We start from the raw sequence: 21,864 nt of genomic DNA on the forward strand, positions 1-21,864 counted from the left end.
TACGGAGATCGAGTACCACCATGCCGAAGAACCTCACCGCCAACCGCGCCGCCCTCTCCCACCGCGTCGGCTACGCGCTGCGCAACCCCGCCCGCGTCCCGCGCCATCTGCGCCGCGCGGCCCGCGACGCCTGGTTGCGTCACCGCTCGCCGGACCATGTCGCCTACTACAGGGCGGTCATGCGTTCCGACACGCGCCGCGATCCCGACGCGGCGGTGGGCGGCCGCAGCCGGGAGCGCTGGCTGGCGCTGGGGGCGATGCAGTTCGACTATCTGCGGCGCCACGGGCTGCGTCCGGAGCACCGGATGCTGGAGATCGGCTGCGGCAATCTGCGGGCCGGCTGGCGCTTCATCGACTACCTCGAACCAGGCCACTACTACGGCGTCGACATCTCCCCCGACATCCTCTTCGCCGCCCAGGACACCCTCCGGGACCAGGAGCTCCAGGACCGGCTGCCGACGCTGACCCCGGTGCGCGATCTGACGCTGGGGTTCCTCCCGGAGGGCGAGTTCGACGTGGTGCACGCGCACAGCGTGTTCTCGCACTCCCCGCTTCCGGTCATCGAGGAGTGCTTCGCGCACATGGGCCGGCTCCTCGCGCCCGGCGGCTGGTTCGACTTCACCTTCGACCGCACGGAGGGCGAGGAACACCACGTACTGCGGGAGGACTTCTACTACCGCACTGAGACGCTGGCCGCGCTGGCCGCCCAGCACGGCCTGGCGGCGCGCTTCATGGACGACTGGGAGGAGTTGAAGCACGGCCAGTCCAAGATCCGCGTCACGCGCGCGACGGACCGGCAGGCCCGGACCGATTCCTAGGGCCTTGTAGCCACCGGGCACGCCCTCCATGTCGCTCCCCGAGCACTCCCCGGGCGAGCAAATACTGCGCCGCTACGTAGGTGCCCATGACCCAGAAGTCGGGGCGCGGCAGGGCGGGCCAGTCGGCGACGCCCGTGGCGATGAGCGAGTCCGAGAGAAGGAACAGGGCGCCGCCGACGCCCGCCGCCGCACCGAGCCGTGAGGCCGCGAACGCCATGCAGGTCAGCAGCACGCTGTACGCGGCGACGGGCCCGCGCATGTCCGCCGGCAGATCGGGCCACAGCAAGGCCACGGTCACGACGAGCGCGACGCCGTACGCGGCCCCGAGCAGCGCACCACGTGCGCGTGCCGTCCCGTGCCGCTTGAACAGCACCAGGTAGCAGACGTGTCCGACGGCGAAGGCGCCCATTCCGGCGAGGAACACCGTGTCCTGGTCGAACAGCAGCAGCACGTCGCCGCACCACCCCAGCAGCAGGGCGGCGCACAGCAGCCGGGGGCCGCGGCACGCGATCACGTAGGCCACGAGCAGCGGCATGAGCAGGGGCTTGAGGACGACGTGCGCATCTTCCGCGCCGACGAGCAGCGCGCCGAGGTCGGCGGCGCACGCACCGAGGAACGCGGCGCGCCACATCGGTGCGGCAGGTCTCACGCAGCGCCCTCGGTGACCTTCTGCGGGGCGCTCGGGGCGCCGGTGGGCTTGGGCTGCCACCCCGGCCCCCGGAAGACCCTCCCGGCCCGCTCGCGCCAACCGGACGCCGCCCGCAGGTCCTTGGCGATGGCCGCGTACTCGTGCGTGGCGACGCGCAGCGGGTTGTACGTGCTGATGTTCTTGGTGAGCCCGAACTCGGGTCGCTCGACCTCCGCGACCCACGACCCGAAGAGGCGGTCCCAGAGGATGAGGATCCCGCCGAAGTTCCGGTCCAGGTAGCCGCCTTGGGAGGCGTGGTGGACGCGGTGGTGGGAGGGCGTGTTGAAGACGAACTCGAAGGGCCGCCACATCTTGTCGATGCGCTCGGTGTGGATCCAGAACTGGTACACGAGGTTGACCGAGGAGCAGAACGCGAGCGCCGCCGGGTGCACGCCCAGGGCAATGAGCGGCAGGTAGAACGGCCACACGGTCAGGCTCGTCCAGGGCTGCCGGAGCGCCGTGGTGAGGTTGAACCTGCGGCTGGAGTGGTGCACCACGTGGCACGCCCACAGGATGCGGATCACGTGGTGTCCGCGGTGCGACCAGTAGTAGAAGAAGTCCTGGCCGAGCAGCATCAGCGGGATCGTCCACCACAGGACGGGCACGCGCAGCGGTGTCAGTTCGTAGACCGCCGTGTAGATCGCGACGATCGGGATCTTCCACAGGAGGTCGAATACCAGGCTTCCGAGCCCCATGGTGACGCTGGTCGCCGCGTCCTTGGTCTCGTAGCCGGCGGCATCCTCGTCGGGATGGATACGCACGCTGACGATCTCGATCACCGTGAGCAGCACGAAGGCGGGAATCGACCACAGCACGGCGTCGGGCAGGTTCGGGGTCGGCATGTGTGCACCGTAAGCGCCGGACACGGACCCCGGCTAGAGGTAGTTACCGACAAGTAATACCCCCGGTAACGGGTCGGATTCCGGCGACACCCAACAAAGAACCCGCCGCAAACGCGCCCGCCATCGCGACCACGCCGTCGTTGCTGCCGAGCACGGCGGCGCGCAGCCAGTTGAGCCGCGGGCCGAGCGCGCCGCCGTGGGACTCGTCATGGGTGGATCGCGCTCCGGGTTCCGTCACGCGCTGAGCGTGCCACCAGGCGCGTCACCACACGCGTACCGACGCCCCTGGTGCGAACACCGGGCTCGTCGCGTCCGCGGGCGGCTCCTTGAGCGGTTCGTCGATCTCCGCGACCGTGGGGCCCACACGGGCCGCAATGGGGTCGAGGAGGCCGAGATCGAACCCGTAGACGCGGGCCGCGTTGCCGCCGACCATCGCGGCGATCTCGTCCTTCGGCAGCCCGGCGTAGGCGATGCGCAGGCCCTCGCGCGTGTACGGGTGCGTGCCCTCGTCGTGCGGGTAGTCGCTGCCCCACATGATCTTGTCGAGGCCGATCCGGTCCCGCAGGGGCACTTCGTGGGGACGCATGAAACTCGCGCCTACGTAGCAGTTCTCGCGCCACACAGTAGAAGGCCCCTTGCCCATCGAATCGGCAAGGCCCGCACCGAACTTGGACTCCGCGGTGTTCGCGCGCGTGGCGGCCTTCACCAGGCGCGCGTGGTAGTAGTCCAGCATGTCGAGCACTCCGGGGATCCACCCGGAACCCTGCTCCGTGAGGACCAGCCGAAGGTCCGGATGCTTACGGAACGCGCCGCCGAAGACGAGGTGCCACAGGGCACGGTGCGAGAACCACGTCGTCTCGACCATGAAGACCGCGCGGGCGGCCGGTTCCTCGCCGAGCGGCGGGGACGCCGAACCCGCGTGGTGGTTGACCGGGACGCCGAGCTCGGCGCAGGTCCGCCAGATCGGGTCGTACGTCGACGAGTAGAGCTCCGGCAGGCCCGAGCCGGGCGGCGTGCCGGGCAGCAACAGGCCGCCCTGGAGGCCCGCTTCGGCTGCCCAGCGGATCTCCTTGACGGCCTCGTCGACGTCGTTGAGGAGGATCTGGAAGACGCCCGCCCTGCGGCCGGGGGCCGCGGCGCAGAAGTCCGCCAGCCACCGGTTGTGGGCGCGCAGACCGGCCCAGCGCTGCTCGAACTCCTCGCGGGTGGGCGCGGGCGCCATGAGCGAGGCGGACGGGAAGAACGGCGGGATAGTGTTCGGGAAGACGACCTCGGCGACGATGCCGTCCCGCTCCAGCTCCTCGACGCGCCGCCCGGAGTTCCAGTTCCGGTCGGCGCTGTCGGCGAGCAGGTCCTCGTACGGGTTCACGTAGCCGGCGGCCCAGGCGTCGAACGTGTCGTGGTGCCGTGCCTCCAAGTACGGCTTGTAGTCGAGGAGATCGGCGCCCGCGTGGCAGTCCGCCGAGATGACGGTGTACCGGTCCTCAGAAGAAGCTGCGGCAGTCATGGGGTCACCCCGATGTTCGGGAAGTCGTGCTCGGTCAGCCAGTGCCTGCCCACCTCGCGCGAGCGCGCCCAGGAGGCCTCAACGGCGCTCTGGTCGGCGTCCTGGCCGAGGTCGGCCGGGGTCGGGCCGATGCGGGCCGCGAGCGGCACCAGCTGGGCGGTGTCGAAGCCGAAGACCTCGGCGGCGGACAGGCCGAGCATCCGCCGGGTCTCGGAGACCGGGATGTCGTGGAAGGTTTTGCGCAACCACGTGTGCGTGTCGGGCCAGGTCCCTTCGGGGTGCGGGAAGTCGCTGCCCCACAGGATGTTGTCGACGCCGATCTCGTAGCGCTGGGCGAGTTCGCGGCGCTTGGTGTTGGTGGCGCAGACGAAGACCTGCCGGTCGAGGTACTCCGCCGGAGAGCGCTTCAACTCGGCGAACGGGGACAGCTTCTTGCCGCCGTGCGCCCCCAGGTAGAGGCGGTCCATGAACCACAGCAGGTTCGGCAGCCACCAGCAGCCCGACTCGGCGACACCGAACTTCAGCCCCGGATGCCGCTCGAAGGCGCCCGACCAGAGAAGGAACCACAGGGGGCGCGCGGGCCACCACGTCACTTCGCTTACGTAGATGCCCAGATGGTCGCCGTACTCGTGCCGCGGCGCCGCCCCCGAGTGCGTCACCACGGGCATCTCGCACTCGGCCGCCGCCGCCCACACGGGGTCGTAGCGGCGCGCGTGGTACGGGTCCTGGTCGACCCACATAGAGGGGATCATCAGGGCGCCGAGCCCCGACTCCTTGGCCCGGTGGATCTCGGCGACGACCTTGTCCGGGTCCGCGGTGACCGGCAACAGGGCGACGCCGCAGTGCCGTTCGGGGTTCTGGCCGACGAACTCGGCGAGCCAGCGGTTGTGGGCCTGCGCGCCCGCCATGCCGAGTTCGGGGTCCTGGTCGCCGGAGAGGCCGAGTCCGACGCCGAAGGGCGCCGCCGTCTGGCTGTCCACGGCGTCCGCGTCGGGGAAGACGACCTCGGCGGCCACCCCGTCGCCGTCGAGTTCCTTGAGGCGCTGTGCGCTGTCCCAGCCGCCGCGCAGGCCCTCCTCGTTGTCCTCGAACCACTTGGCGGCGAACGCGTCGTTGCGGATCCCGAGCCGGGTCGCCTCCTCACGGCGCTTGTCCCGCTCGCCGAGGAAGCCGTCGAAGTCGCGATGGAAACGGCTGTCCAGGTAGGGCCGGTACTCCTCGGTGGGCAGCCCGGCGTGGCAGTCGGAGGAGATGATCAGATAGGGGTCCTGATTGTCCTGATTGCTCATCGTGCGTCCCTCCTTAAGGGAAGGTCACGGGAAGGTCACTCGGACTCAGTCGAGAATGAAGCTCTCCAGGTACGCCGGATTCGCCCGGTCGAGCATCGACCCCGACCGCGCCCGGATCTGCTTGTCGCTGTGCTCACTGGCCGGAAGCAGCCAGAACCGGTCCGCCGCGATGCCCTCCGCGACGAAGTCGGCGACCTCCTCCACGGGCGTGAACGCGACCTCGTTCCCGGCCTCCTTCATGGCGGCCTCCCACTGGTCGAGGCTGCGGTACGGCGTCTTACGTGGACGCTCCTTCGCGAACCGGTCCGGCCGGTTGCGGTGCGACTCCCACAGGCCTGTACGCAACATGTGAGGTCCTGGGAACAGCACGGACGCGCCCACGCGCGCGTGCTCCGCCTTCAGGTGCGCGTACAGCGACTCGGTCATGGTCACGACGGCCGCCTTCGTCACCGCGTACACGGACGCCGTCGGCAGCGGCGCGATGCCGCCGTCCCCAGAGGACGTGTTGACGATGTGGCCGGGCTCACCGCCCTCGATCATGCGCGGCACGAAGGCCTGGATGCCGTGGAAGACACCCCACACGTTGACGTTGAACGCCCACTTCCAGTCGTTCGGTTCGTGCTGCCACATGCGGCCCTCGGCACCCGAGCCGACGCCCGCGTTGTTGCACAGCACATGGCAGGCGCCGAACGTCGCGTACGTGTCCGCGGCCAGGTCCATGACCTGCTCGCGCTCGCCGACGTCGACCACGCGTGCGTGCACGCTCGCACCGGTGCGCCGCAGTTCCTCGGCGGCGCTCTCCAGCGCGCCCTTCTCCACGTCGGCGAGGACCACCTTCAGGCCGTCCGCCGCGAACCGCCGCGCCATGGCGAGCCCGATCCCGCTCGCCGCACCCGTGACGACGGCGACCTGTCCCTCACGCAACTCCATGTCAGGCGCTCCCCTCGGGCGGGCCGTCGTGGATCTGCTGCGGGTCGTCGTAGCGCTGATGGATGTACGGCAGCAGGGCCTCGGCGCTGACCCGCTCGACGACCTTGCCCTTCTGGTCGGTGGTCTTCTCGCCGATGGTGATCTCCACGAGGGACCGCACCGGAAGGTCGGCGACCGGGTCGAACATGGACTCCCGCAGGACGATGTCCCCGGTGATCCGCTCCAGCTTCCTGACCTTCTCGTTGCGCAGGCAGTGCACCAGGACCGGCTCCGCGTCGAAACCCGAACCGTCCACCCCTGGAAGGAACTTGAAGTAGAAGTCCGTCTTCTGCGAAGGCTCGGGGAGCGGCAGGTCACCGCTGACGGCGCCGCGCACCTCCACGAAGGCGATGCCGTGCCGCGCGAGCGCCGCCGTCACGACGAGCCCCTCGCGCTCCACCGTGACCTCGCCGAGCTTCTTCGGTTCGCCGAAGACCTCGCGCCCGCCGATCAGCGCCCGCTCGTGCGTCATCGGCATGACGAGCGGATACCAGCCCTGCACTCCCCCGTGCTCGGCGGCGACGGCCACCGAGCCCGCGCCCAGCGGATAGCCCGGCAGATCGACCTTGCTGATGTTGGCCCGCACCAGGGGCCGCCCCGTGGGCTTCAGCGGCGGCGGCAGCACCGCGGCCACCGCGTCCGGATCGGATTCCCACACAGCCACCACACCGGTGGACCAGATGTCGGGAAGCTTGCTGCTCGCCGAGCGCGAAGCGGCGATCTCCGCCTCACTGCGCGCTCCGTACCGTACGCGTGCCATGTCGTACCACCCTTCGTACGAGCCGTGATGGGGGGTCGTTCGGTCGTTCGCGAGGCGCCTGTAACACAGTTACACCGGAGGCGATGAAGGGTAAAGACATACGCGCGAGACAGCGACGGGGAGGCGGAAAGTGGCCGCACGCGCACCGCTCACCCGCGAGGAGGTCATCGTCGTCGCCGCCGGTCTCGTCAAGCAGCACGGCCCGCAGGCGCTGACCATGCGAAAGCTCGCGGCCGAACTCGGCACGGCCGTCACGTCGATCTACTGGCACGTCGGCAACCGCGAGTCCCTGCTCGACGCCCTCGTGGAGCGCACCGTCGCCGACCTCGGCGGCTTCCGGCCACGCGGGGCCACCCCACAGGACCGCGTGCTCTCCGTCGCCCGCACGCTGCGCCACCGGCTGCGCGCCCACCCGCATCTGATCGCGATGGTCCACGAACGCGGCCTCACCGAGCGGATGTTCCTGCCCGCACAGCAGGCCCTCGTGCACGAGGTGCACGCCGCGGGACTGCGCGGGACGCACGCCGCGGACGCCGTACGGGCGGTCGTCTTCCAGGTCGTCGGCCACGTCCTCGTCGAGCGGAACCGGGAGCGGGCCCCGGCCCAGCACCCGCGCGAGGAGGAACTCTGGGGCGCGGGCACCGCGGAGGAGGACCGGGTGCTGGCCCGCGCGCTCGCCGCGCCCGCCGACCCGGAGCGGATCTTCACCACGTCCGTACGTGCCCTGGTGAAGTCGCTCCTGGACCCGCCCACTTGAGCCGCCCGGTGATCCGTGACACGGCTTGTGGGGAAGGCGGCGACCGGAGTGTCAGTCCCGGCCCGTATCCTCTGGGACCATGCTCGAAGACCATCCGACCGCAGCGTCCGCAGCCTCCTGGCCGGCCGCGTATCCAAAGGGATACGCGGTCGTCGACGTGGAGACCACCGGCCTGTCCCGGGACGACCGGATCATCTCCGCCGCCGTCTACCGCCTGGACGCGCGGGGCGATGTCGAGGACCACTGGTACACGCTGGTCAACCCGGAGCGCGACCCCGGGCCCGTGTGGATCCACGGCCTGACGACGGACGTGCTCACGGCCGCGCCGCTGTTCCCGGACATCGCCGAGGAGTTCGCCGCCCGCCTCGACAACCGCGTCCTGGTCGCGCACAACGCGGTCTTCGACTGGTCGATGATCGCCCGTGAGTACGCGCGCGCACAGCGCACCGCCCCGGTCCGCCAGCGCCTGTGCACCATCGCGCTCTCCAAGGAGCTGGGCCTGCCGCTGCCCAACCACAAGCTGGAGTCCCTCGCGGCGCACTTCGGCGTCATACAGGAGCACGCGCACAACGCGCTGGACGACGCGCGCGTGCTCGCGGAGGCGTTCCGCCCGAGCCTGCGCACGGCCGCGGCGGGGAACGTGCGGCTGCCGCTGCTCGAATGCCGCCCGCTCACCGAGTGGTCGGAGGCGTCGGTGCCGCGTCAGCCCGGGTCCTCCTCCTACGCGAGAGGCGGCGGGGGCACCTGGCGCGCCTCGCGCAAGCGCCCCGCCTGCCCGTACCCGAACCCGGGGCGCTACGAGCCGGGCCGGCAGCTCAAGCAGGGCATGCGGGTGGCGTTCTCCGGGGACACCTCGGTCGACCGTGAACTCCTGGAGGACCGGGCGGCCGAAGCGGGCCTCCATGTCGCGACGAGCCTGTCCCGGCTCACCAGCCTCCTCGTGACCAATGACCCGGACTCGTACACCTCGAAGGTCGTGAAGGCGAAGCAGTTCGGGACGCCGGTCATGGACGAGGCGGCGTTCGGACAGCTGTTGCAGGACGTCACACCGGCGGACGGCGCGTAGGGACTGTCGTTTGGGTCAGGCCGGATCAGGGAGCGGGGGCTGGTGCGTGCGATCGCAAGGCGGAGGAGGGAGGCGACGCGAATGGGGCCTCCCCTGCTCGAGCGAAGCCGAGAGCTTGGGGAAGTCGTCGACCGACGACAACGCAGCGAGCGTGCGTGCCAGACCCCGCGAGCCCGGCCTGACCCAAACGACAGTCCCTAGGCCACCGGCCCCTGGCAGACGGGTGAACGCGGGGCGACTCGCCCCGCGACCGCTCGCCCGGCGCGGCCTCGGACGCCCACCCTGTGGCGCATGGCACGTTGCGAAGTCTGCGGAAACGACTACGGCATGTCCTTCGAGGTGCACGCGCAAGGCGCGGTGCACGTCTTCGACTGCTTCAGCTGCGCCATCCACCGCATGGCGCCGATCTGCGAGCACTGCCGGTGCCGCATCATCGGGCAGGGCGTCGAGGTCGACGGGCACTGGTTCTGCGGGGCGCACTGCTCCCGCGCGGAAGGGAAGGTGGGCATCGTCGACAACGCCTGAGCCCTCCGGAACACGCCCGCCCCAATCGGGCGCACCCCACTGAAAGCACCCCATGCCCGCCGCTGTACGGTCGTGGGGTGTACCGCTTCCTGTTGACCCGGCAGTGGGTGATCCTCACCCTGGTCGCCCTCGTTCTCATCCCCACGATGATCCGGCTGGGCATCTGGCAGATGGACCGCTACCACGAGCGCGACGCCAGGAACCAGCTGGTCACCGACGCGCTCAACGCGAAGCCCGTCCCCGTGGAGGACCTGGCGTCCGTCGACCACACCGTCACCAGCAATGAGCGGTACCGCTCGGTGACCGCGACGGGCCGCTACGACACCGCGGACGAGCTCGTGGTGCGGCGCCGCGTCAACACGAACGAAGAGGTCGGCTATCACATCCTGACCCCGTTCATCCTGAAGGACGGCAAGGTCCTGCTGGTCAACCGCGGCTGGATCCCGGCGAACGGGGCGCAGACCTCCTTCCCGAGGGTCCCCGCCCCGCCGCGCGGCGAGACCACCGTCACCGGCCGTCTGATGCCCAATGAGACGACCGAGGCCAGCGGCATCAAGGACATCAAGGACCTGCCCGACCGACAGGTCATGCTGATCAACAGCAAGCAGGAGGCCGAGCGCCTCGGGAAGACGGTGCTCGGCGGCTACGTCGCCCAGACCGCGCCCGACCCGAAGGGGTCCACCCCCGAACTGGTCGGAGCCCCCGGCAAAGAGGACTCCGCACTGAACTACGCGTACGCGATCCAATGGTGGCTGTTCGCCGCCGCGGTGCCCGTGGGCTGGGTGGTGCTGGTGCGTCGCGAGCTGCGGGAGCGTCGCCGTAAGGAAGAGGCGTCCACGGCCGAGGCCGAGACGCCTGCCGCCGTCGGCTGAAACGGACCGGCACACAGAGCGCGGCACGCAGGGCACGGCATACAGGACGCGACAGAAATTCACATGCAGCACCCCGCCTCTCACGGGGAACCCATGTCGTGTGCGCCCACATATCGAGGATTACGCCCTCATCGGTGACCACCAGACCGCCGCGCTCGTCGGCAGGGACGGGTCGATCGACTGGCTGTGCCTGCCCCGCTTCGACTCCCCCGCCTGTTTCGCCGCGCTGCTCGGCGGCGAGGAGAACGGTCACTGGCGGCTCGCCCCCAAAGCACCCGAAGGGGCCGAAGTTGCCGAACACCGCACCACGCGCGCGTACCGCCCCGGCTCCCTCGTGCTCGACACCGAGTGGGAGACGCCGGACGGCAGCGTCCGCGTCACCGACTTCATGCCGCAGCGCGACGAGGCCCCGGACGTCGTCCGCATCGTCGAGGGCCTCAGCGGACGCGTCACGATGCGCGGCACGCTGCGCCTGCGCTTCGACTACGGCTCCGTCGTGCCGTGGATGCGCCGCTCCGACGGGCACCGGGTCGCCGTCGCGGGACCGGACTCGGCGTGGCTGCGCAGCGAACCGGACGTCCACACGTGGGGCGAGGACTTCGGTACCCACTCGGAGTTCACGGTCGAGGCCGGCGAGACCGTCGCCTTCGTCCTGACGTGGCATCCCTCGCACGAGAAGCGCCCACCCCAGATCGACCCGCACGAGTCGCTGCGGCACAGCCTGGAGGACTGGCGTGCGTGGGCGGACCGCTGCCGCTACCAAGGGCCGCACCGGGAGGCCGTGCTCCGCTCCCTCCTCACGCTGAAGGCCCTCATCTTCGCGCCGACCGGCGGCATCGTCGCCGCCCCCACCTCCTCGCTCCCCGAGGAGATCGGCGGCGTACGGAACTGGGACTACCGGTACTGCTGGCTGCGCGATTCGACGCTGACGCTCGGCGCGCTGCTCTCCGCCGGCTATCTCGACGAGGCCGAGGCCTGGCGCGACTGGCTACTGCGGGCCGCCGCGGGCGACCCGGCCGACCTGCAGATCATGTACGGCCTCGCGGGCGAGCGGCGCCTTCCCGAGCAGGAGCTCGGCTGGCTGAGCGGCTACCGCGACTCCCGCCCCGTACGCGCGGGCAACGACGCCGCCCATCAGCTCCAGCTGGACGTGTACGGCGAGGTCGTCGACTCCCTCGCGCTCGCCCGCCGCGAGGGCCTGCAGGCCCAACCGCACGCCTGGCGGCTGCAGTTGGCGCTGCTCGACTTCCTGGAGGAGGCGTGGCGCGAGCCCGACGAAGGGCTGTGGGAGGTGCGCGGGCCGCGCCGGCACTTCGTGCACTCGAAGGTGATGGTGTGGGTCGCCGCCGACCGCACCGTGCGCGCCATGGAGGACGACCCGGAGCTGCCCGGCGACATCGACCGGCTGCGCAAGCTGCGCGACGCCGTCCACCGGGACGTGTGCGAGCGCGGCTACGACGCGGAGCGCGGCACGTTCACCCAGTACTACGGCTCGTCCGCACTCGACGCGTCGCTCCTGCTCCTGCCCCGCGTCGGCTTTCTGCCGCCGGACGACCCGCGCGTGGTCGGCACGGTCGACGCGGTCCGCGACGAGCTGTCGTACCAGGGCCTGCTGCGCCGCTACAGCACCGACGAGACCGTCGTGGACGGGCTGCCCGGCCAGGAGGGCGCGTTCCTGGTCTGCTCGTTCTGGCTCGCGGACGCGCTGCACATGACGGGGCGCACGAAGGAGGCGCGCGAGCTGTTCGAACGACTCATGGCGCTGCGCAACGATGTGGGGCTGCTCGCCGAGGAGTACGACCCCGTGGCGGGCCGCCTGCTCGGCAACTTCCCGCAGGCGTTCAGTCACATCGGCCTCGTGGGCACGGCGCTGACCCTGTTCGGCACGCCGTCCGAGGGAGAGGGAGGATAGGAGCATGGATCTTGGACTGAAGAACCGTGTGTACGTAGTCACCGGCGCGACGCGGGGCCTCGGCAACGCGGCCGCGCGCGAGCTGGTCGCCGACGGCGCGAAGGTCGTCATCAGCGGGCGCGACGAGCAGACGGCCAAGGAGGCGGCGGCCGCGCTCGGACCGAACGCGTACGGCGTCGCCGCCGACAACTCCGACCCGGACGTCGCGGAGCAGCTGATCCGGGCGGCCCGCGAGCAGTTCGGCTCCTTCGACGGGATCCTGGTGAGCGTCGGCGGGCCCGCGCCCGGCTTCGTCGCCGACAACACGGACGAGCAGTGGACCGCCGCGTTCGAGTCCGTGTTCCTCGGGGCGGTGCGGCTAGCCCGGGCGGCCGCGGCGCAACTGCACGAGGGCGGCGTCATCGGGTTCGTGCTCTCCGGCTCCGTGCACGAGCCGATCCCCGGACTGACGATCTCGAACGGGCTGCGGCCCGGGCTCGCCGGTTTCGCCAAGTCCCTCGCGGACGAGCTGGGGCCGCGCGGCATTCGTGTCGTGGGGCTGCTGCCCGCCCGCATCGACACGGACCGGGTGCGCGAGCTGGACGGGATGGCGGCGGATCCGGAGGCGGCCCGGACGGCGCAGGAGTCCCGGATCCCGCTGCGGCGGTACGGGACTCCGGAGGAGTTCGGGCGGACGGCGGCGTTCTTCCTGTCACCCGCCGCGTCCTACCTCACCGGTGTGATGCTGCCGGTGGACGGGGGTTTCCGGCACGGGTTCTGACGGCTGGCCGTAGGGATCGCCCTTCGGGCTCGTGTGCCTCTCGTCCCAGAGCGGGCTTGAAATGGATCCCGCCCTTTGCCGCCGAATGCACGGGGCTTCGGCCCGTCCTCAATCGTCGCGCGGGCTGAATATGCTCAACTCACCCGCTCCGCACGGTGCTTGACCGCCCGCAGCCGGACCTCCGTCGGGAGTTCCGTCAGGCCCGCCGAGTCCCTCGCCTGCCTCAGGGAGTCCTCGCTCAGCAGGCGCAGCGCCTCGCCGGGAACCGCGTGCGGCTCCAGGGTGAGGGTCGCGCGGGCCTGCGGAGTGGAGCGGCGGCCGGTCAGCCGCACGCCGGCCCGGTCGACCCCGTCCAGGGACTCCGCGCCGCTCGCGAGGACGTTCTCCAGGGCCCGGCCCCGCAGCAGCGCCCCCTCGCCGTCACCGCTGTCGACCAGCACCTCGGCGAGCCTGCGGCGCCGTAGCTGCGCCATCAGCCACCACAGGGCGAGCAGCACGACGACGCCGAGCACGGCGATCACCGTCGGCCAGAACCAGCCCTCGTCGTGCCAGCGCGCCCGGTCGGCATCGCTGACCAGCACGTCGTCCCGGCCGTCGTGGATCCACCACGACGGCGGCTGCACGCCGAGCCCGACGGCGAGCACCGAGCCGCCGCCGAGTGCGAGAACGAGCCCCAGCAGGCCGAGCACGATCCGGTTGACGGTCCTGAGCACGCCGCTCATCCCTTCTTCCCCGGCCGTGCGACACGCACGGCGAGGCCCGGCGCCTTGCCGAGCCCCAGCTCCTTGATCCCGTCGCCGAGCGTGGCGTCCAAGTCGGCCCGTACGTCGTCGAGTTCACGGAAGTGCGAGAGCGCCCGCACGTCCACCTTGGAGCGCTTCATACGTACGCGTACGGACTGCACGCCCGACACCTCCATGGCCCGGTCGCGCAGCACCATCGCGGCGGCGTCCCGGTGCAGCACCGCGCGGACCTCGGGGTGCGTGCGGCGCATCGGCAGCAGGGAGCGCAGTCCGGGCGTCACCGCGAGCACGATCAGCCACAGGCCGAGCGCGGCCGCGACACCCGCGCCGATGAGGACGGCGGTGTCGTCGAGGGGCCGCGTGGAGAGCTCGTCCGCGAGCGTCTGCCGCCACCCCATCGCGTCGCGCCCCGCCCGCACCGCGGCCACGTCGTAGAGCAGCAGCCCGACGGCGGCCAGGAGCACCAGCGCCACGAGCGCCGCCGGGACGCGCCGACCCGACCAGAAACGGCTCGCCTTCGGCTCGCTCTCCAGCGTGGGGTGCGGTTCGTACGAGGCGGCGGACGCCGACTGGTCGAGCTCGCTGCTTCCGTCCCGCTCGACCACCGGAATCGGCCGGGTGGGTTCGCTCATCGGATCCTCCCCCGGTCCGTTCCACGCGTGTGCGCCGAGTGCAGCCGCTCGACCTGGACGGCCACCTCGGGCACTTCCATTCCCGCCAACTCCCTTACCCGCTGCGAGACTTGACGACGCACGGCACCGCACTGCCGACCGATGTCCGTCGGATACTCCAGCTCAATGCTGATCCGGACCCGCGCGCTGCCCTGCCGCACGGTGACCGTGGCGCCCGGCGCCGCCCCGTCCTCGGGGATCCGCATCAGTGCCTCTCGTGCCGCGTGCGCGGCGATCTTCGCGACGACCCGGTCGGCGATCCGGGTCGCGCCGCGCTCGGTCGGCGCGACCTGAGCCGACATCGGTCACCCCCGCCGATCGCCGCGCGAACGGAAGAACTCGCCGAATTCCAGGTCCCCTTCCAGGAACCGGCCTGCGACGAAACCGATGGCGCCGAGCGCCGCCACCAGCAGGAAGGCCCCGAAACCGCCGAAGTATCCGGCGAATCCGAGGGCCATGCCGGCGATCATGCCGACCACGGCCAGGTTCATCGTGCGCTCCTCCTAGGGAAGCCCGTAGCTACGGCGACGGATGTCATTGGAGCCGTGACTCCGGCTCTTCGTCCTCCTCGTCCGGCAGCTTCACGTCGCTGACGGCGATGTTGACCTCGACGACCTCGAGCCCGGTCATGCGCTCGACGGCGACGATCACGTTCTCCCGGACGGCGCGCGCGGTGTCCGCGATCGACACGCCGTACTCGACGACGATCTCCAGATCGAGCGCCGTCTGTACCTCGCCGACCTCGGCCTTCACCCCGCGCGACACGGACTTGGCGCCGCCGGGGACCCGGTCGCGCACCGCGCCGAACGTGCGGGAGAGGCCGCTGCCCATGGCATGGACGCCCTCGACGTCGCGTGCCGCGAGGCCCGCGATCTTCTCGACGACGCCGTCGGCGATGGTCGTCCGCCCACGGCCGGCGGGGTCGCCGCCGGCCCGCTTGGTCACATTGGTCCTGGCTGCGGCCGAACCGGGCGTCTCGCCCGGCTTCTGCGCGGTGTCACTCATCGGGCCGTCCCCTCGGTGAGGTGGGATCTCGGTGGTGTGCTGCCTTCTTTTGCCCACATTAGGTCCAGCAACAGGAAGGCGCGCTCGGTATGGGGCAGCCTGGGGCAATGACGGCTGATCGATGGACAGAGGCAGTGCGTACGCAGCTGGGGCTCGGCAGACTGCTGCCGCTCGGCGGTCCGCAGGACGGCGCGTGGCTCGCGGAGCCGGCGGCGGCGCAGGCGCTGCGCCGTGCGGTTCAAGGGCTGAGCGGGGTACGTCTCGGTGCGCTGCGGCTCGGTCTCGCCGACCCCGACACGGCGGCGGAGCCCGCGGTGCCGGCCCCGCCGAGCGCGCTGCCGGCGGGGCCGTTGCGGCTCACGGCGGAGTGTGCGGCGACGGCGGACGAACCGTTGCCGGTTGCCGCCGATCGGCTGAGGGAGGCGCTTGCCGGGGCGGCGGAGTGGGTCGGGCTGGTGGTGTCGGAGGTCGACCTTCAGGTCACGGCGCTGCTCGATGAGGCCGATCGGGTGGCGGACGCGGATGGGGATCGGGATACCGGTTCCCTCGAGGAGCCACCGGGGCCCGGCGACTCGAAGCCGGCCTCCTCCGGGGACGCGGGGCGTGCCGCCGAGGCCGCCCTCGCGGTGCCGGGGGTGGCGCGGTTGACCGGGGCGCTCGGGGGGCTGGGTCGTGCGGTCCACATTGAGGAGCGGGCCGGTGAGGGGGCGTTGCCGCGGCGGCATGTGCGGGTGGAGGTGGCGGTGGCGGTGGGCGTTCGACCCATCGAGGTGACCGGGGCGGTCCGCCGGGCGGTGGCCAAGGCCCTGCCGGACGGGCCCACCGTCGCGGTGCTGGTCACGGAGATCACGGCGTAGCTCGCCCCCGCCGCCCCTTCCCTTCCCTTCCCGTCTCTGGGGGCTACGCCCCCAGACCCCCTGTCCTCAAACGCCGGACGGGCTGGAATGAAACGGCGGGCGGGCTGGAATGAAACGCTGACGGGCGTCAGTCGCCGATGCCCGCCAGGGCGCGGAGGCGGCGGGACTGGGATGCTCGCTCTGCCGTGCGCTGGGCGTCAAGGGTGCGGTCGGCCGCACCCTGGAGCAGGGCCTTCGTCTCGATGACGGCGTCGCGGGGCGCGGCGACGAGGGCCGCGACCAGGTCCTGCGTCGCGTCCGCGAGCTCGCCCGCGGGGACCGACACGTTGGCCAGGCCGCTGCGTACGGCCTCGTCCGCGTGGACGTAGCGCCCGGTGACGCAGATTTCGAGGGCGCGCGCGTAGCCGACCAGCGAGACGAGCGGATGCGTGCCCGTCAGGTCCGGCACCAGGCCGAGGCTGGTCTCGCGCATGGAGAACTGCACGTCGTCGGCGACGACGCGCAGATCGCAGGAGAGGGCGAGCTGGAACCCGGCCCCGATGGCATGCCCCTGTACCGCGGCGACGGACAGGATGTCGCTGCGCCGCAGCCAGGTGAACGCGTCCTGGTACTCGGCGATCGTCGCGTCGAGGACGTCGTCGTCGCCGCGCGCCAGGTCGAGGAAGGACGGCTCGCCGTCGAAGCCCTCGGGCGTGAAGGCCCGACGGTCGAGGCCCGCGGAGAATGACTTGCCCTCACCGCGCACCACGACGACCCGCACGGACCCCGGCAGGGTACGCCCGGCCTCGCACAACGCCCGCCACAGAGCGGGGCTCTGGACGTTGCGCTTGTCCGGGTTGGTCAGGCTGACCGTGGCGATCGCATCGTCGACGGTGAGCCGGACGCCGTCCTTGTCGAGCAGCGGTGCGGGCAGGTTCATCTGGGCCTCCGGGTCTGCGCAGCCGTACGTAAGTGACTGCACAGTAACCACCCGGCCGGACAGCGGACCGACCGGGTGGTCAGTTGGAGCCCAGTGAGCCGAACGAACCCTGCGAGGGTCAGGCCGACGTGGCCTTCTTGCCTCGCGTGGCCCCGCCGCGACCCCGCAGCGTGACCCCGGATTCACTCAGCATCCGATGCACGAACCCATACGAGCGGCCGGTCTCCTCGGCCAATGCCCGAATGCTCGCACCGGAGTCGTACTTTTTCTTCAGGTCTGCCGCGAGCTTGTCGCGCGCGGCGCCGGTTACCCGGCTGCCCTTCTTCAGAGTCTCGGCCACCCGTGCCTCCTCGTGGGAAGTGCGCTCTGGATTTCCCATGATCACCCCTTGCGGGCTTCCTGGCCACCCATTCGGCAAGGTCCATGGACCCCCAATTGCGGGCGCGACAGGGATCCACACGAGTGGAATCCGGAATTCCGGCGAGGTTTCGAGGCCCTGAAAAACGCCTCCGCGAAAGAAGTGGCAGGTCAGCCACGGCCCAGGCGCCGCAAGGGCGCCATGGACGACGCGGCCCCGAATTCCGTGCACGACACACCTGGGTACGAGGCGATCTCACCCAGATGAAGGATCACGGATCGGCCGAATGATCCAGATGGAGTGGATCATTCAATGGATCAGCCGGTGACCGCCGAGTCGACCACCCAGTGGATCACCGAGCCGATCACCGGATGGATCATGCGAGTGCCACGAGATCCGCGTACGTCTGGCCCCACAGGTCCTCGATTCCGTCCGGAAGCAGAATGATCCGCTCCGGCTGCAGGGCGTCCACCGCGCCCTCGTCGTGCGTGACGAGGACGACGGCGCCCTTGTAGGTGCGCAGCGCGCCGAGGATCTCCTCGCGGCTGGCCGGGTCGAGGTTGTTCGTGGGCTCGTCGAGGAGCAGCACGTTCGCGGACGACACGACGAGCGTGGCGAGCGCCAGGCGGGTCTTCTCGCCGCCGGAGAGGACCCCGGCCGGCTTGTCGACGTCGTCGCCCGAGAACAGGAACGAGCCGAGCGTCTTGCGCACCTGGATCAGGTCCAGGTCGGGGGCCGCGGAGCGCATGTTCTCCAGGACCGTGCGCTCCGGGTCGAGGGTCTCGTGCTCCTGCGCGTAGTAGCCGAGCTTGAGGCCGTGGCCCTCGATGACCTGCCCCGTGTCGGGCTTCTCCGCGCCGCCGAGGAGCTTGAGCAGGGTCGTCTTGCCCGCGCCGTTGAGGCCGAGGATGACGACGCGCGAGCCCTTGTCGATGGCCAGGTCGACGTCCGTGAAGATCTCCAGGGAGCCGTACGACTTCGACAGACCCTCGGCCATGAGCGGCGTCTTGCCGCACGGTGAGGGCTCGGGGAAGCGCAGCTTGGCGACCTTGTCGGACTGGCGGACCTCTTCGAGGCCGGCGAGGAGCTTGTCGGCGCGCTTGGCCATGTTCTGCGCGGCGACCGTCTTGGTGGCCTTGGCGCGCATCTTGTCGGCCTGCGCGTGCAGCGTGGAGGCCTTCTTCTCGGCGTTCTGCCGCTCGCGCTTGCGGCGCTTCTCGTCGTCCTCGCGCTGCTGCTGGTAAAGCTTCCAGCCCATGTTGTAGACGTCGATCTGGGAGCGGTTGGCGTCCAGGTAGAAGACCTTGTTGACGACCGTCTCCATCAGCTCGACATCGTGGGAGATCACGATGAAGCCGCCGCTGTACGTCTTGAGGTAGTCGCGCAGCCAGACGATCGAGTCCGCGTCCAGGTGGTTCGTGGGCTCGTCGAGGAGCAACGTGTCCGCGTCCGAGAAGAGGATGCGGGCCAGCTCGATACGGCGCCGCTGACCGCCGGAGAGCGTGTGCAGGGGCTGGCCCAGCACACGGTCGGGGAGGTTCAGCGCGGCGGCGATGGTGGCGGCCTCGGCCTCGGCGGCGTACCCGCCCTTGGTGAGGAACTCCGTCTCCTGGCGCTCGTACTGCCGCAGGGCCTTGGCCTGTGTGGCGCCCGAGCCGGTCGCGATGCGCTGCTCGTTCTCGCGCATCTTGCGGATCAGGGTGTCCAGACCGCGCGCCGAGAGGATGCGGTCGCGGGCCAGCACGTCGAGGTCGCCGGTGCGCGGGTCCTGCGGGAGGTAGCCGACCTCGCCGGAGCGGCTGATGGTGCCGCCGGCCGGGATGCCCTCGCCGGCCAGGCACTTCGTGAGGGTCGTCTTGCCCGCTCCGTTACGGCCGACCAGGCCGATGCGGTCGCCCTTGGCGATACGAAAGTTGGCGTTCTCGATGAGCATGCGCGCGCCCGCGCGCAGTTCGATGCCGGATGCGGTGATCAAGGGAAGTACTCCAGGACAGGATTAACGGCTGGTTGACAGGGCGGGGGCCAATCAGCGCCGCTAATGCACCCAGAGAAGGAACGTCATACGAACCAGTTTACCGGTGCCGTGCAAACGCTTTTCCCAGGCGTGCCCCGTCCCCCGTTCGGCCCTCGGATCCGGCGCCGCTGACCAGGGGCGTACCAGGATGAGGGGGTCGATTACCGGCGAGAAGGCGGTGCGCATGCAGTTCGACGACGACGCGCGTCTGGACACCTCCGAGGTCCAGGACGTGCGCGGCAGCCGGCTTCCCGGTGGGAGAGCGGCCATGGGGGGCGGTTTCGCGGGGGTCATCGCGCTCGTCCTCGGGCTGCTCTTCGGCACGGACCAGTTCGGGCTCTCCGACGGGACCACCGGTGCCCCGGCCGCGCAGATGTCCAGCGAGGCGCAGGTCCAGGAGCAGTGCCGCACGGGCTCGGACGCGAACAGCAGGCAGGACTGCCGGACGGTCGCGGTGGTCAACAGCGTGCAGGATTTCTGGAGCGCGGAGTTCGGGCGCAGAAGCGCCACGTACACGCCCGCCTCGACGGTGTTCTTCACCAACCAGGTCGCCACCGCGTGCGGCTCGGCGACCTCTTCGGTCGGCCCCTTCTACTGCCCCGGCGACCGGCGGGTCTATCTCGACCTCGGCTTCTTCGACGAGCTGCGGACGAAGTTCGGTTCGAGCGGCGGACCCTTCGCGCAGGCGTACGTCGTGGCGCACGAGTACGGACACCACGTGCAGAACCTGATGGGCACCCTGACCCGCTCCCAGGACGGGCGTACGGGCGAGAACAGCAACGCGGTGAAGGTCGAGCTGCAGGCGGACTGCTACGGGGGCGTATGGGCGCGGCACGCGACGCGCACGCCCACCGAGTCCACCGGCAGGCCGCTGATCACGAGCCTGACCGACGCGGACATCCGCGACGGCCTGGACGCCGCGGCGGCGGTCGGCGACGACCGGATCCAGGAGCGGTACCAGGGCCGGGTGACGCCGGAAACGTGGACACACGGCTCGGCCGCGCAGCGCCAGCAGTGGTTCTACCGGGGATTCGAGAGCGGCGACATGGCCCAGTGCAACACCTTCCGGTGAGCACGGGCCGCTGACGTCCTACGCCCCGCCCGTGTGCACCTGAAAGGCCGCCCTGCGGACCGCCTTCGCGAGGGCCGGGTCGGGGTGCGCGGCCGCGAGCGCGACGAGCACCTGCACCGTGCGCGGGTGCCCGACCGCGCGCACCTCCTCGATCAGCGCCGGCACCGTCGGCTGCACCGCGGCCTCCAAGTGCCGTACGAGGAGGGGAGCTTCGCCGTGGTCGGCGACCGCCGCGGCGGTGTCCACCCACAGCCACGTCGCCTCCTCCCGGCTGAGCACCGTGTGCACGTCCTCGGGGTCGGCGCCCTCGTACTCGGCGAGCCACAGCAGGGCGTAGGGGCGCAGATGCGGGTCGCCGGCGGCGCGGCGGACCTCGGGCTCGGCGGGGGCGCCGACGACCCGCAGCGCCTCGAAGGCGAGGCCACGCAGCAGGGCGTCCTCGCCGCGGGCGGCGTCGAGGAGGTCGGTGACGGCGGTGCCGATGTCGCGGGCGGCGAGCCAGGCCCGGTACTCGTCGCGCGCCGCCTTCGGGCGCAGCCGCGCGCAGCCGCGCAGCATGTCCTCGGCGGACACCTCGATGTTCCCGGCCGGGGACTGGGCGGCGACGCAGATCTGCTCCAGCTTGACCCACACCGCCCAGCTGCCCAGCGGGGTGAGCGCGGCGTGCCCGTCGTCGTACGTGAGCGCGCCCACGGCGGCGAGACCGCTCAGGGACCACTCAAGCAGCGGAAGGAGCGGGGTGTCCTGCGGAGAGGTCGGTTCCGGCTGGGGCCCGAAGGGGATTTCGCAGCGTTCCGTGCGCAGTTCCGTGACGCGCTGGTCGAGGAGGTCCAGGAGCTGGGCCGCGGCGACCCGGTCCGCCATCAGCTGCAGGAAGCTCAGCAACTGCGGCACCGCCTCGACGACCTCGGCCACCGCGGCGGGGCCCAGGTCGTCGGGCGCCGGGTGGACCAGCGACCAGGCGTCGAACAGGGCGACCCAGCCGCGCAGCACGGCAGTGTCGTCGCGGTCCCAGGCACGCAGCCGCCAGCCGGGCCGGGCACTGGCTCCGTGCACCTCGACGAGTCCCGCGAGGCGGGCCGTGTCCCAGTCCGCACGGACCTGATCGACCGTCAGCCCCAGCTCGTCCGCGGCACGCAGAGCGGTCACGTCGGAGAGCGTGCCCTTGCCGTCGCGGGCCGCCATGTCATTGCCGGGGCCGATCCTGGTGTCCGCCCAGCGGGCCACGCGGACGGCGGCGGCGAGGTCGCGGCGCGCGGCGCGGGCGAGCTCGGCGGGTGGTGGCGTGCCCTCCGGTGGGCGGGGTGCCGGACGGCGTGCGGCGACCGGCCGCGGGGTCGGGGCGGCCAGGGGCTGGCGGCGCGGGCTGACGAGTCGGAGCCGGGAGTCGCGCGGGGTACGGGACGTCACGAAGGGCAGTCTCTCGGTTGACCCGCCAATTCCCAAACGGGCGACCGCCG

General features: G+C 71.1%; 24 protein-coding genes and 1 pseudogene. 9 read left to right on the plus strand and 16 right to left on the minus strand.

The window, feature by feature from the left end:
- Window positions 1-20: 20 nt before the first annotated feature.
- Window positions 21-818 (plus strand): class I SAM-dependent methyltransferase, encoded by a 798-nt coding sequence (locus tag ACWD2L_RS12260; protein ID WP_351336466.1) that lies wholly within the window; start codon window positions 21-23, stop codon window positions 816-818.
- Here the strand turns inward: ACWD2L_RS12260 and ACWD2L_RS12265 are convergent.
- From ACWD2L_RS12265 to ACWD2L_RS12295, 7 genes and pseudogenes are all read right to left on the minus strand, one after another.
- Window positions 778-1,449: a lysoplasmalogenase gene (locus tag ACWD2L_RS12265; RefSeq protein ID WP_351336553.1), complete on the minus strand. Its 672-nt coding sequence runs from the start codon at window positions 1,447-1,449 to the stop codon at window positions 778-780. The two genes, ACWD2L_RS12260 and ACWD2L_RS12265, sit on opposite strands and share 41 nt — an antisense overlap.
- 14 nt (window positions 1,450-1,463) lie before the next feature.
- Window positions 1,464-2,348: a sterol desaturase family protein gene (locus tag ACWD2L_RS12270; protein ID WP_351336468.1), complete on the minus strand. Its 885-nt coding sequence runs from the start codon at window positions 2,346-2,348 to the stop codon at window positions 1,464-1,466.
- A gap of 79 nt (window positions 2,349-2,427) precedes the next feature.
- Window positions 2,428-2,586, minus strand: a pseudogene (locus ACWD2L_RS12275) (VIT1/CCC1 transporter family protein); the annotation flags it as partial.
- A gap of 24 nt (window positions 2,587-2,610) precedes the next feature.
- Entirely contained in the window at window positions 2,611-3,855 is a 1,245-nt protein-coding gene (locus ACWD2L_RS12280; protein WP_351336471.1) for an amidohydrolase family protein, read from the minus strand.
- Window positions 3,852-5,144 carry an amidohydrolase family protein gene (locus ACWD2L_RS12285; protein ID WP_351336474.1) on the minus strand — a complete coding sequence of 431 codons (1,293 nt, stop codon included), beginning with the start codon at window positions 5,142-5,144 and terminating at the stop codon, window positions 3,852-3,854. The genes ACWD2L_RS12280 and ACWD2L_RS12285 overlap by 4 nt, the downstream gene beginning before the upstream one ends.
- A gap of 45 nt (window positions 5,145-5,189) precedes the next feature.
- Window positions 5,190-6,074: an SDR family NAD(P)-dependent oxidoreductase gene (locus ACWD2L_RS12290; RefSeq protein WP_351336476.1), complete on the minus strand. Its 885-nt coding sequence runs from the start codon at window positions 6,072-6,074 to the stop codon at window positions 5,190-5,192.
- Window position 6,075: 1 nt separating this feature from the next.
- Entirely contained in the window at window positions 6,076-6,873 is a 798-nt protein-coding gene (locus tag ACWD2L_RS12295; RefSeq protein ID WP_351336479.1) for an acetoacetate decarboxylase family protein, read from the minus strand.
- Window positions 6,874-7,003: 130 nt separating this feature from the next.
- On the opposite strand from ACWD2L_RS12295, the gene ACWD2L_RS12300 reads away from it, so the two are divergent.
- The 6 genes from ACWD2L_RS12300 to ACWD2L_RS12325 all read left to right on the plus strand — a co-directional run bounded on the left by ACWD2L_RS12300 (window position 7,004) and on the right by ACWD2L_RS12325 (window position 12,765).
- Window positions 7,004-7,630 carry a TetR/AcrR family transcriptional regulator gene (locus ACWD2L_RS12300; RefSeq protein ID WP_351336481.1) on the plus strand — a complete coding sequence of 209 codons (627 nt, stop codon included), beginning with the start codon at window positions 7,004-7,006 and terminating at the stop codon, window positions 7,628-7,630.
- 79 nt (window positions 7,631-7,709) lie between these two features.
- The gene (locus ACWD2L_RS12305; protein ID WP_351336484.1) at window positions 7,710-8,696 is read left to right on the plus strand and encodes a DEDDh family exonuclease; all 987 of its coding nucleotides are present in this window, start codon (window positions 7,710-7,712) and stop codon (window positions 8,694-8,696) included.
- Window positions 8,697-8,987: 291 nt separating this feature from the next.
- Window positions 8,988-9,221: a hypothetical protein gene (locus ACWD2L_RS12310; protein ID WP_351336486.1), complete on the plus strand. Its 234-nt coding sequence runs from the start codon at window positions 8,988-8,990 to the stop codon at window positions 9,219-9,221.
- A 77-nt stretch (window positions 9,222-9,298) separates the two neighbouring features.
- Window positions 9,299-10,093 (plus strand): SURF1 family cytochrome oxidase biogenesis protein, encoded by a 795-nt coding sequence (locus ACWD2L_RS12315; RefSeq protein WP_351336489.1) that lies wholly within the window; start codon window positions 9,299-9,301, stop codon window positions 10,091-10,093.
- Between the two features lie 100 nt (window positions 10,094-10,193).
- A complete protein-coding gene (locus tag ACWD2L_RS12320) occupies window positions 10,194-12,005 on the plus strand; it encodes a glycoside hydrolase family 15 protein (RefSeq protein WP_351336491.1) in 1,812 nt (603 codons plus the stop codon).
- Between the two features lie 4 nt (window positions 12,006-12,009).
- Window positions 12,010-12,765 carry an SDR family oxidoreductase gene (locus tag ACWD2L_RS12325; protein WP_351336494.1) on the plus strand — a complete coding sequence of 252 codons (756 nt, stop codon included), beginning with the start codon at window positions 12,010-12,012 and terminating at the stop codon, window positions 12,763-12,765.
- 134 nt (window positions 12,766-12,899) lie between these two features.
- On the opposite strand, the gene amaP is transcribed toward ACWD2L_RS12325, so the two are convergent.
- Genes amaP through ACWD2L_RS12350 form a run of 5 tightly spaced genes read right to left on the minus strand, consistent with a single transcriptional unit; the run spans window position 12,900 to window position 15,184 of the window.
- On the minus strand, window positions 12,900-13,487 hold the full coding sequence (gene amaP, locus ACWD2L_RS12330; RefSeq protein ID WP_351336497.1) for an alkaline shock response membrane anchor protein AmaP: 588 nt from the start codon (window positions 13,485-13,487) through the stop codon (window positions 12,900-12,902).
- Window positions 13,484-14,140 (minus strand): DUF6286 domain-containing protein, encoded by a 657-nt coding sequence (locus ACWD2L_RS12335; protein WP_351336499.1) that lies wholly within the window; start codon window positions 14,138-14,140, stop codon window positions 13,484-13,486. Before ACWD2L_RS12335 ends, amaP begins: the two co-directional genes overlap by 4 nt.
- Window positions 14,137-14,481, minus strand: coding sequence for an Asp23/Gls24 family envelope stress response protein (locus tag ACWD2L_RS12340; RefSeq protein WP_351336502.1), 345 nt, complete (start codon window positions 14,479-14,481; stop codon window positions 14,137-14,139). Before ACWD2L_RS12340 ends, ACWD2L_RS12335 begins: the two co-directional genes overlap by 4 nt.
- A 3-nt stretch (window positions 14,482-14,484) precedes the next feature.
- Window positions 14,485-14,670 (minus strand): hypothetical protein, encoded by a 186-nt coding sequence (locus ACWD2L_RS12345; RefSeq protein WP_351336504.1) that lies wholly within the window; start codon window positions 14,668-14,670, stop codon window positions 14,485-14,487.
- 43 nt (window positions 14,671-14,713) lie between these two features.
- Window positions 14,714-15,184: an Asp23/Gls24 family envelope stress response protein gene (locus ACWD2L_RS12350; protein WP_351336506.1), complete on the minus strand. Its 471-nt coding sequence runs from the start codon at window positions 15,182-15,184 to the stop codon at window positions 14,714-14,716.
- 107 nt (window positions 15,185-15,291) lie between these two features.
- Here ACWD2L_RS12350 and ACWD2L_RS12355 point away from each other — a divergent pair, with 107 nt between their 5' ends.
- The gene (locus ACWD2L_RS12355; protein WP_351336509.1) at window positions 15,292-16,041 is read left to right on the plus strand and encodes a nucleopolyhedrovirus P10 family protein; all 750 of its coding nucleotides are present in this window, start codon (window positions 15,292-15,294) and stop codon (window positions 16,039-16,041) included.
- A 127-nt stretch (window positions 16,042-16,168) separates the two neighbouring features.
- Here the strand turns inward: ACWD2L_RS12355 and ACWD2L_RS12360 are convergent, their stop codons facing one another.
- From ACWD2L_RS12360 to ACWD2L_RS12370, 3 genes are all read right to left on the minus strand, one after another.
- The gene (locus ACWD2L_RS12360; RefSeq protein WP_351336512.1) at window positions 16,169-16,960 is read right to left on the minus strand and encodes an enoyl-CoA hydratase/isomerase family protein; all 792 of its coding nucleotides are present in this window, start codon (window positions 16,958-16,960) and stop codon (window positions 16,169-16,171) included.
- A gap of 118 nt (window positions 16,961-17,078) precedes the next feature.
- The gene (locus ACWD2L_RS12365; RefSeq protein WP_009337982.1) at window positions 17,079-17,300 is read right to left on the minus strand and encodes a helix-turn-helix domain-containing protein; all 222 of its coding nucleotides are present in this window, start codon (window positions 17,298-17,300) and stop codon (window positions 17,079-17,081) included.
- Between the two features lie 394 nt (window positions 17,301-17,694).
- A complete protein-coding gene (locus ACWD2L_RS12370; RefSeq protein WP_351336514.1) occupies window positions 17,695-19,293 on the minus strand; it encodes an ABC-F family ATP-binding cassette domain-containing protein in 1,599 nt (532 codons plus the stop codon).
- A 223-nt stretch (window positions 19,294-19,516) separates the two neighbouring features.
- Between ACWD2L_RS12370 and ypfJ the strand changes: the two genes are divergently transcribed.
- Entirely contained in the window at window positions 19,517-20,404 is an 888-nt protein-coding gene (gene ypfJ, locus ACWD2L_RS12375; protein WP_351336556.1) for a KPN_02809 family neutral zinc metallopeptidase, read from the plus strand.
- An 18-nt stretch (window positions 20,405-20,422) separates the two neighbouring features.
- On the opposite strand, the gene ACWD2L_RS12380 is transcribed toward ypfJ, so the two are convergent.
- A complete protein-coding gene (locus ACWD2L_RS12380) occupies window positions 20,423-21,814 on the minus strand; it encodes a hypothetical protein (protein ID WP_351336517.1) in 1,392 nt (463 codons plus the stop codon).
- Between the last annotated feature and the right edge of the window lie 50 nt (window positions 21,815-21,864).

This window comes from Streptomyces sp. NPDC002754, from assembly GCF_053592315.1.

Bases quoted from the DNA above. Each gene is read 5' to 3' on its own strand.
- ACWD2L_RS12355 (WP_351336509.1), top strand. From the start codon at position 15,292: ATGACGGCTGATCGATGGACAGAGGCAGTGCGTACGCAGCTGGGGCTC.
- ACWD2L_RS12305 (WP_351336484.1), top strand. From the start codon at position 7,710: ATGCTCGAAGACCATCCGACCGCAGCGTCCGCAGCCTCCTGGCCGGCC.
- ACWD2L_RS12345 (WP_351336504.1), bottom strand. From the start codon at position 14,670: ATGAACCTGGCCGTGGTCGGCATGATCGCCGGCATGGCCCTCGGATTC.
- ACWD2L_RS12290 (WP_351336476.1), bottom strand. From the start codon at position 6,074: ATGGAGTTGCGTGAGGGACAGGTCGCCGTCGTCACGGGTGCGGCGAGC.
- ACWD2L_RS12310 (WP_351336486.1), top strand. From the start codon at position 8,988: ATGGCACGTTGCGAAGTCTGCGGAAACGACTACGGCATGTCCTTCGAG.
- ACWD2L_RS12260 (WP_351336466.1), top strand. From the start codon at position 21: ATGCCGAAGAACCTCACCGCCAACCGCGCCGCCCTCTCCCACCGCGTC.
- ACWD2L_RS12285 (WP_351336474.1), bottom strand. From the start codon at position 5,144: ATGAGCAATCAGGACAATCAGGACCCCTATCTGATCATCTCCTCCGAC.
- ypfJ (WP_351336556.1), top strand. From the start codon at position 19,517: ATGCAGTTCGACGACGACGCGCGTCTGGACACCTCCGAGGTCCAGGAC.
- ACWD2L_RS12265 (WP_351336553.1), bottom strand. From the start codon at position 1,449: ATGTGGCGCGCCGCGTTCCTCGGTGCGTGCGCCGCCGACCTCGGCGCG.
- ACWD2L_RS12270 (WP_351336468.1), bottom strand. From the start codon at position 2,348: ATGCCGACCCCGAACCTGCCCGACGCCGTGCTGTGGTCGATTCCCGCC.
- ACWD2L_RS12280 (WP_351336471.1), bottom strand. From the start codon at position 3,855: ATGACTGCCGCAGCTTCTTCTGAGGACCGGTACACCGTCATCTCGGCG.
- ACWD2L_RS12325 (WP_351336494.1), top strand. From the start codon at position 12,010: ATGGATCTTGGACTGAAGAACCGTGTGTACGTAGTCACCGGCGCGACG.
- amaP (WP_351336497.1), bottom strand. From the start codon at position 13,487: ATGAGCGGCGTGCTCAGGACCGTCAACCGGATCGTGCTCGGCCTGCTG.
- ACWD2L_RS12350 (WP_351336506.1), bottom strand. From the start codon at position 15,184: ATGAGTGACACCGCGCAGAAGCCGGGCGAGACGCCCGGTTCGGCCGCA.
- ACWD2L_RS12295 (WP_351336479.1), bottom strand. From the start codon at position 6,873: ATGGCACGCGTACGGTACGGAGCGCGCAGTGAGGCGGAGATCGCCGCT.
- ACWD2L_RS12360 (WP_351336512.1), bottom strand. From the start codon at position 16,960: ATGAACCTGCCCGCACCGCTGCTCGACAAGGACGGCGTCCGGCTCACC.
- ACWD2L_RS12335 (WP_351336499.1), bottom strand. From the start codon at position 14,140: ATGAGCGAACCCACCCGGCCGATTCCGGTGGTCGAGCGGGACGGAAGC.
- ACWD2L_RS12340 (WP_351336502.1), bottom strand. From the start codon at position 14,481: ATGTCGGCTCAGGTCGCGCCGACCGAGCGCGGCGCGACCCGGATCGCC.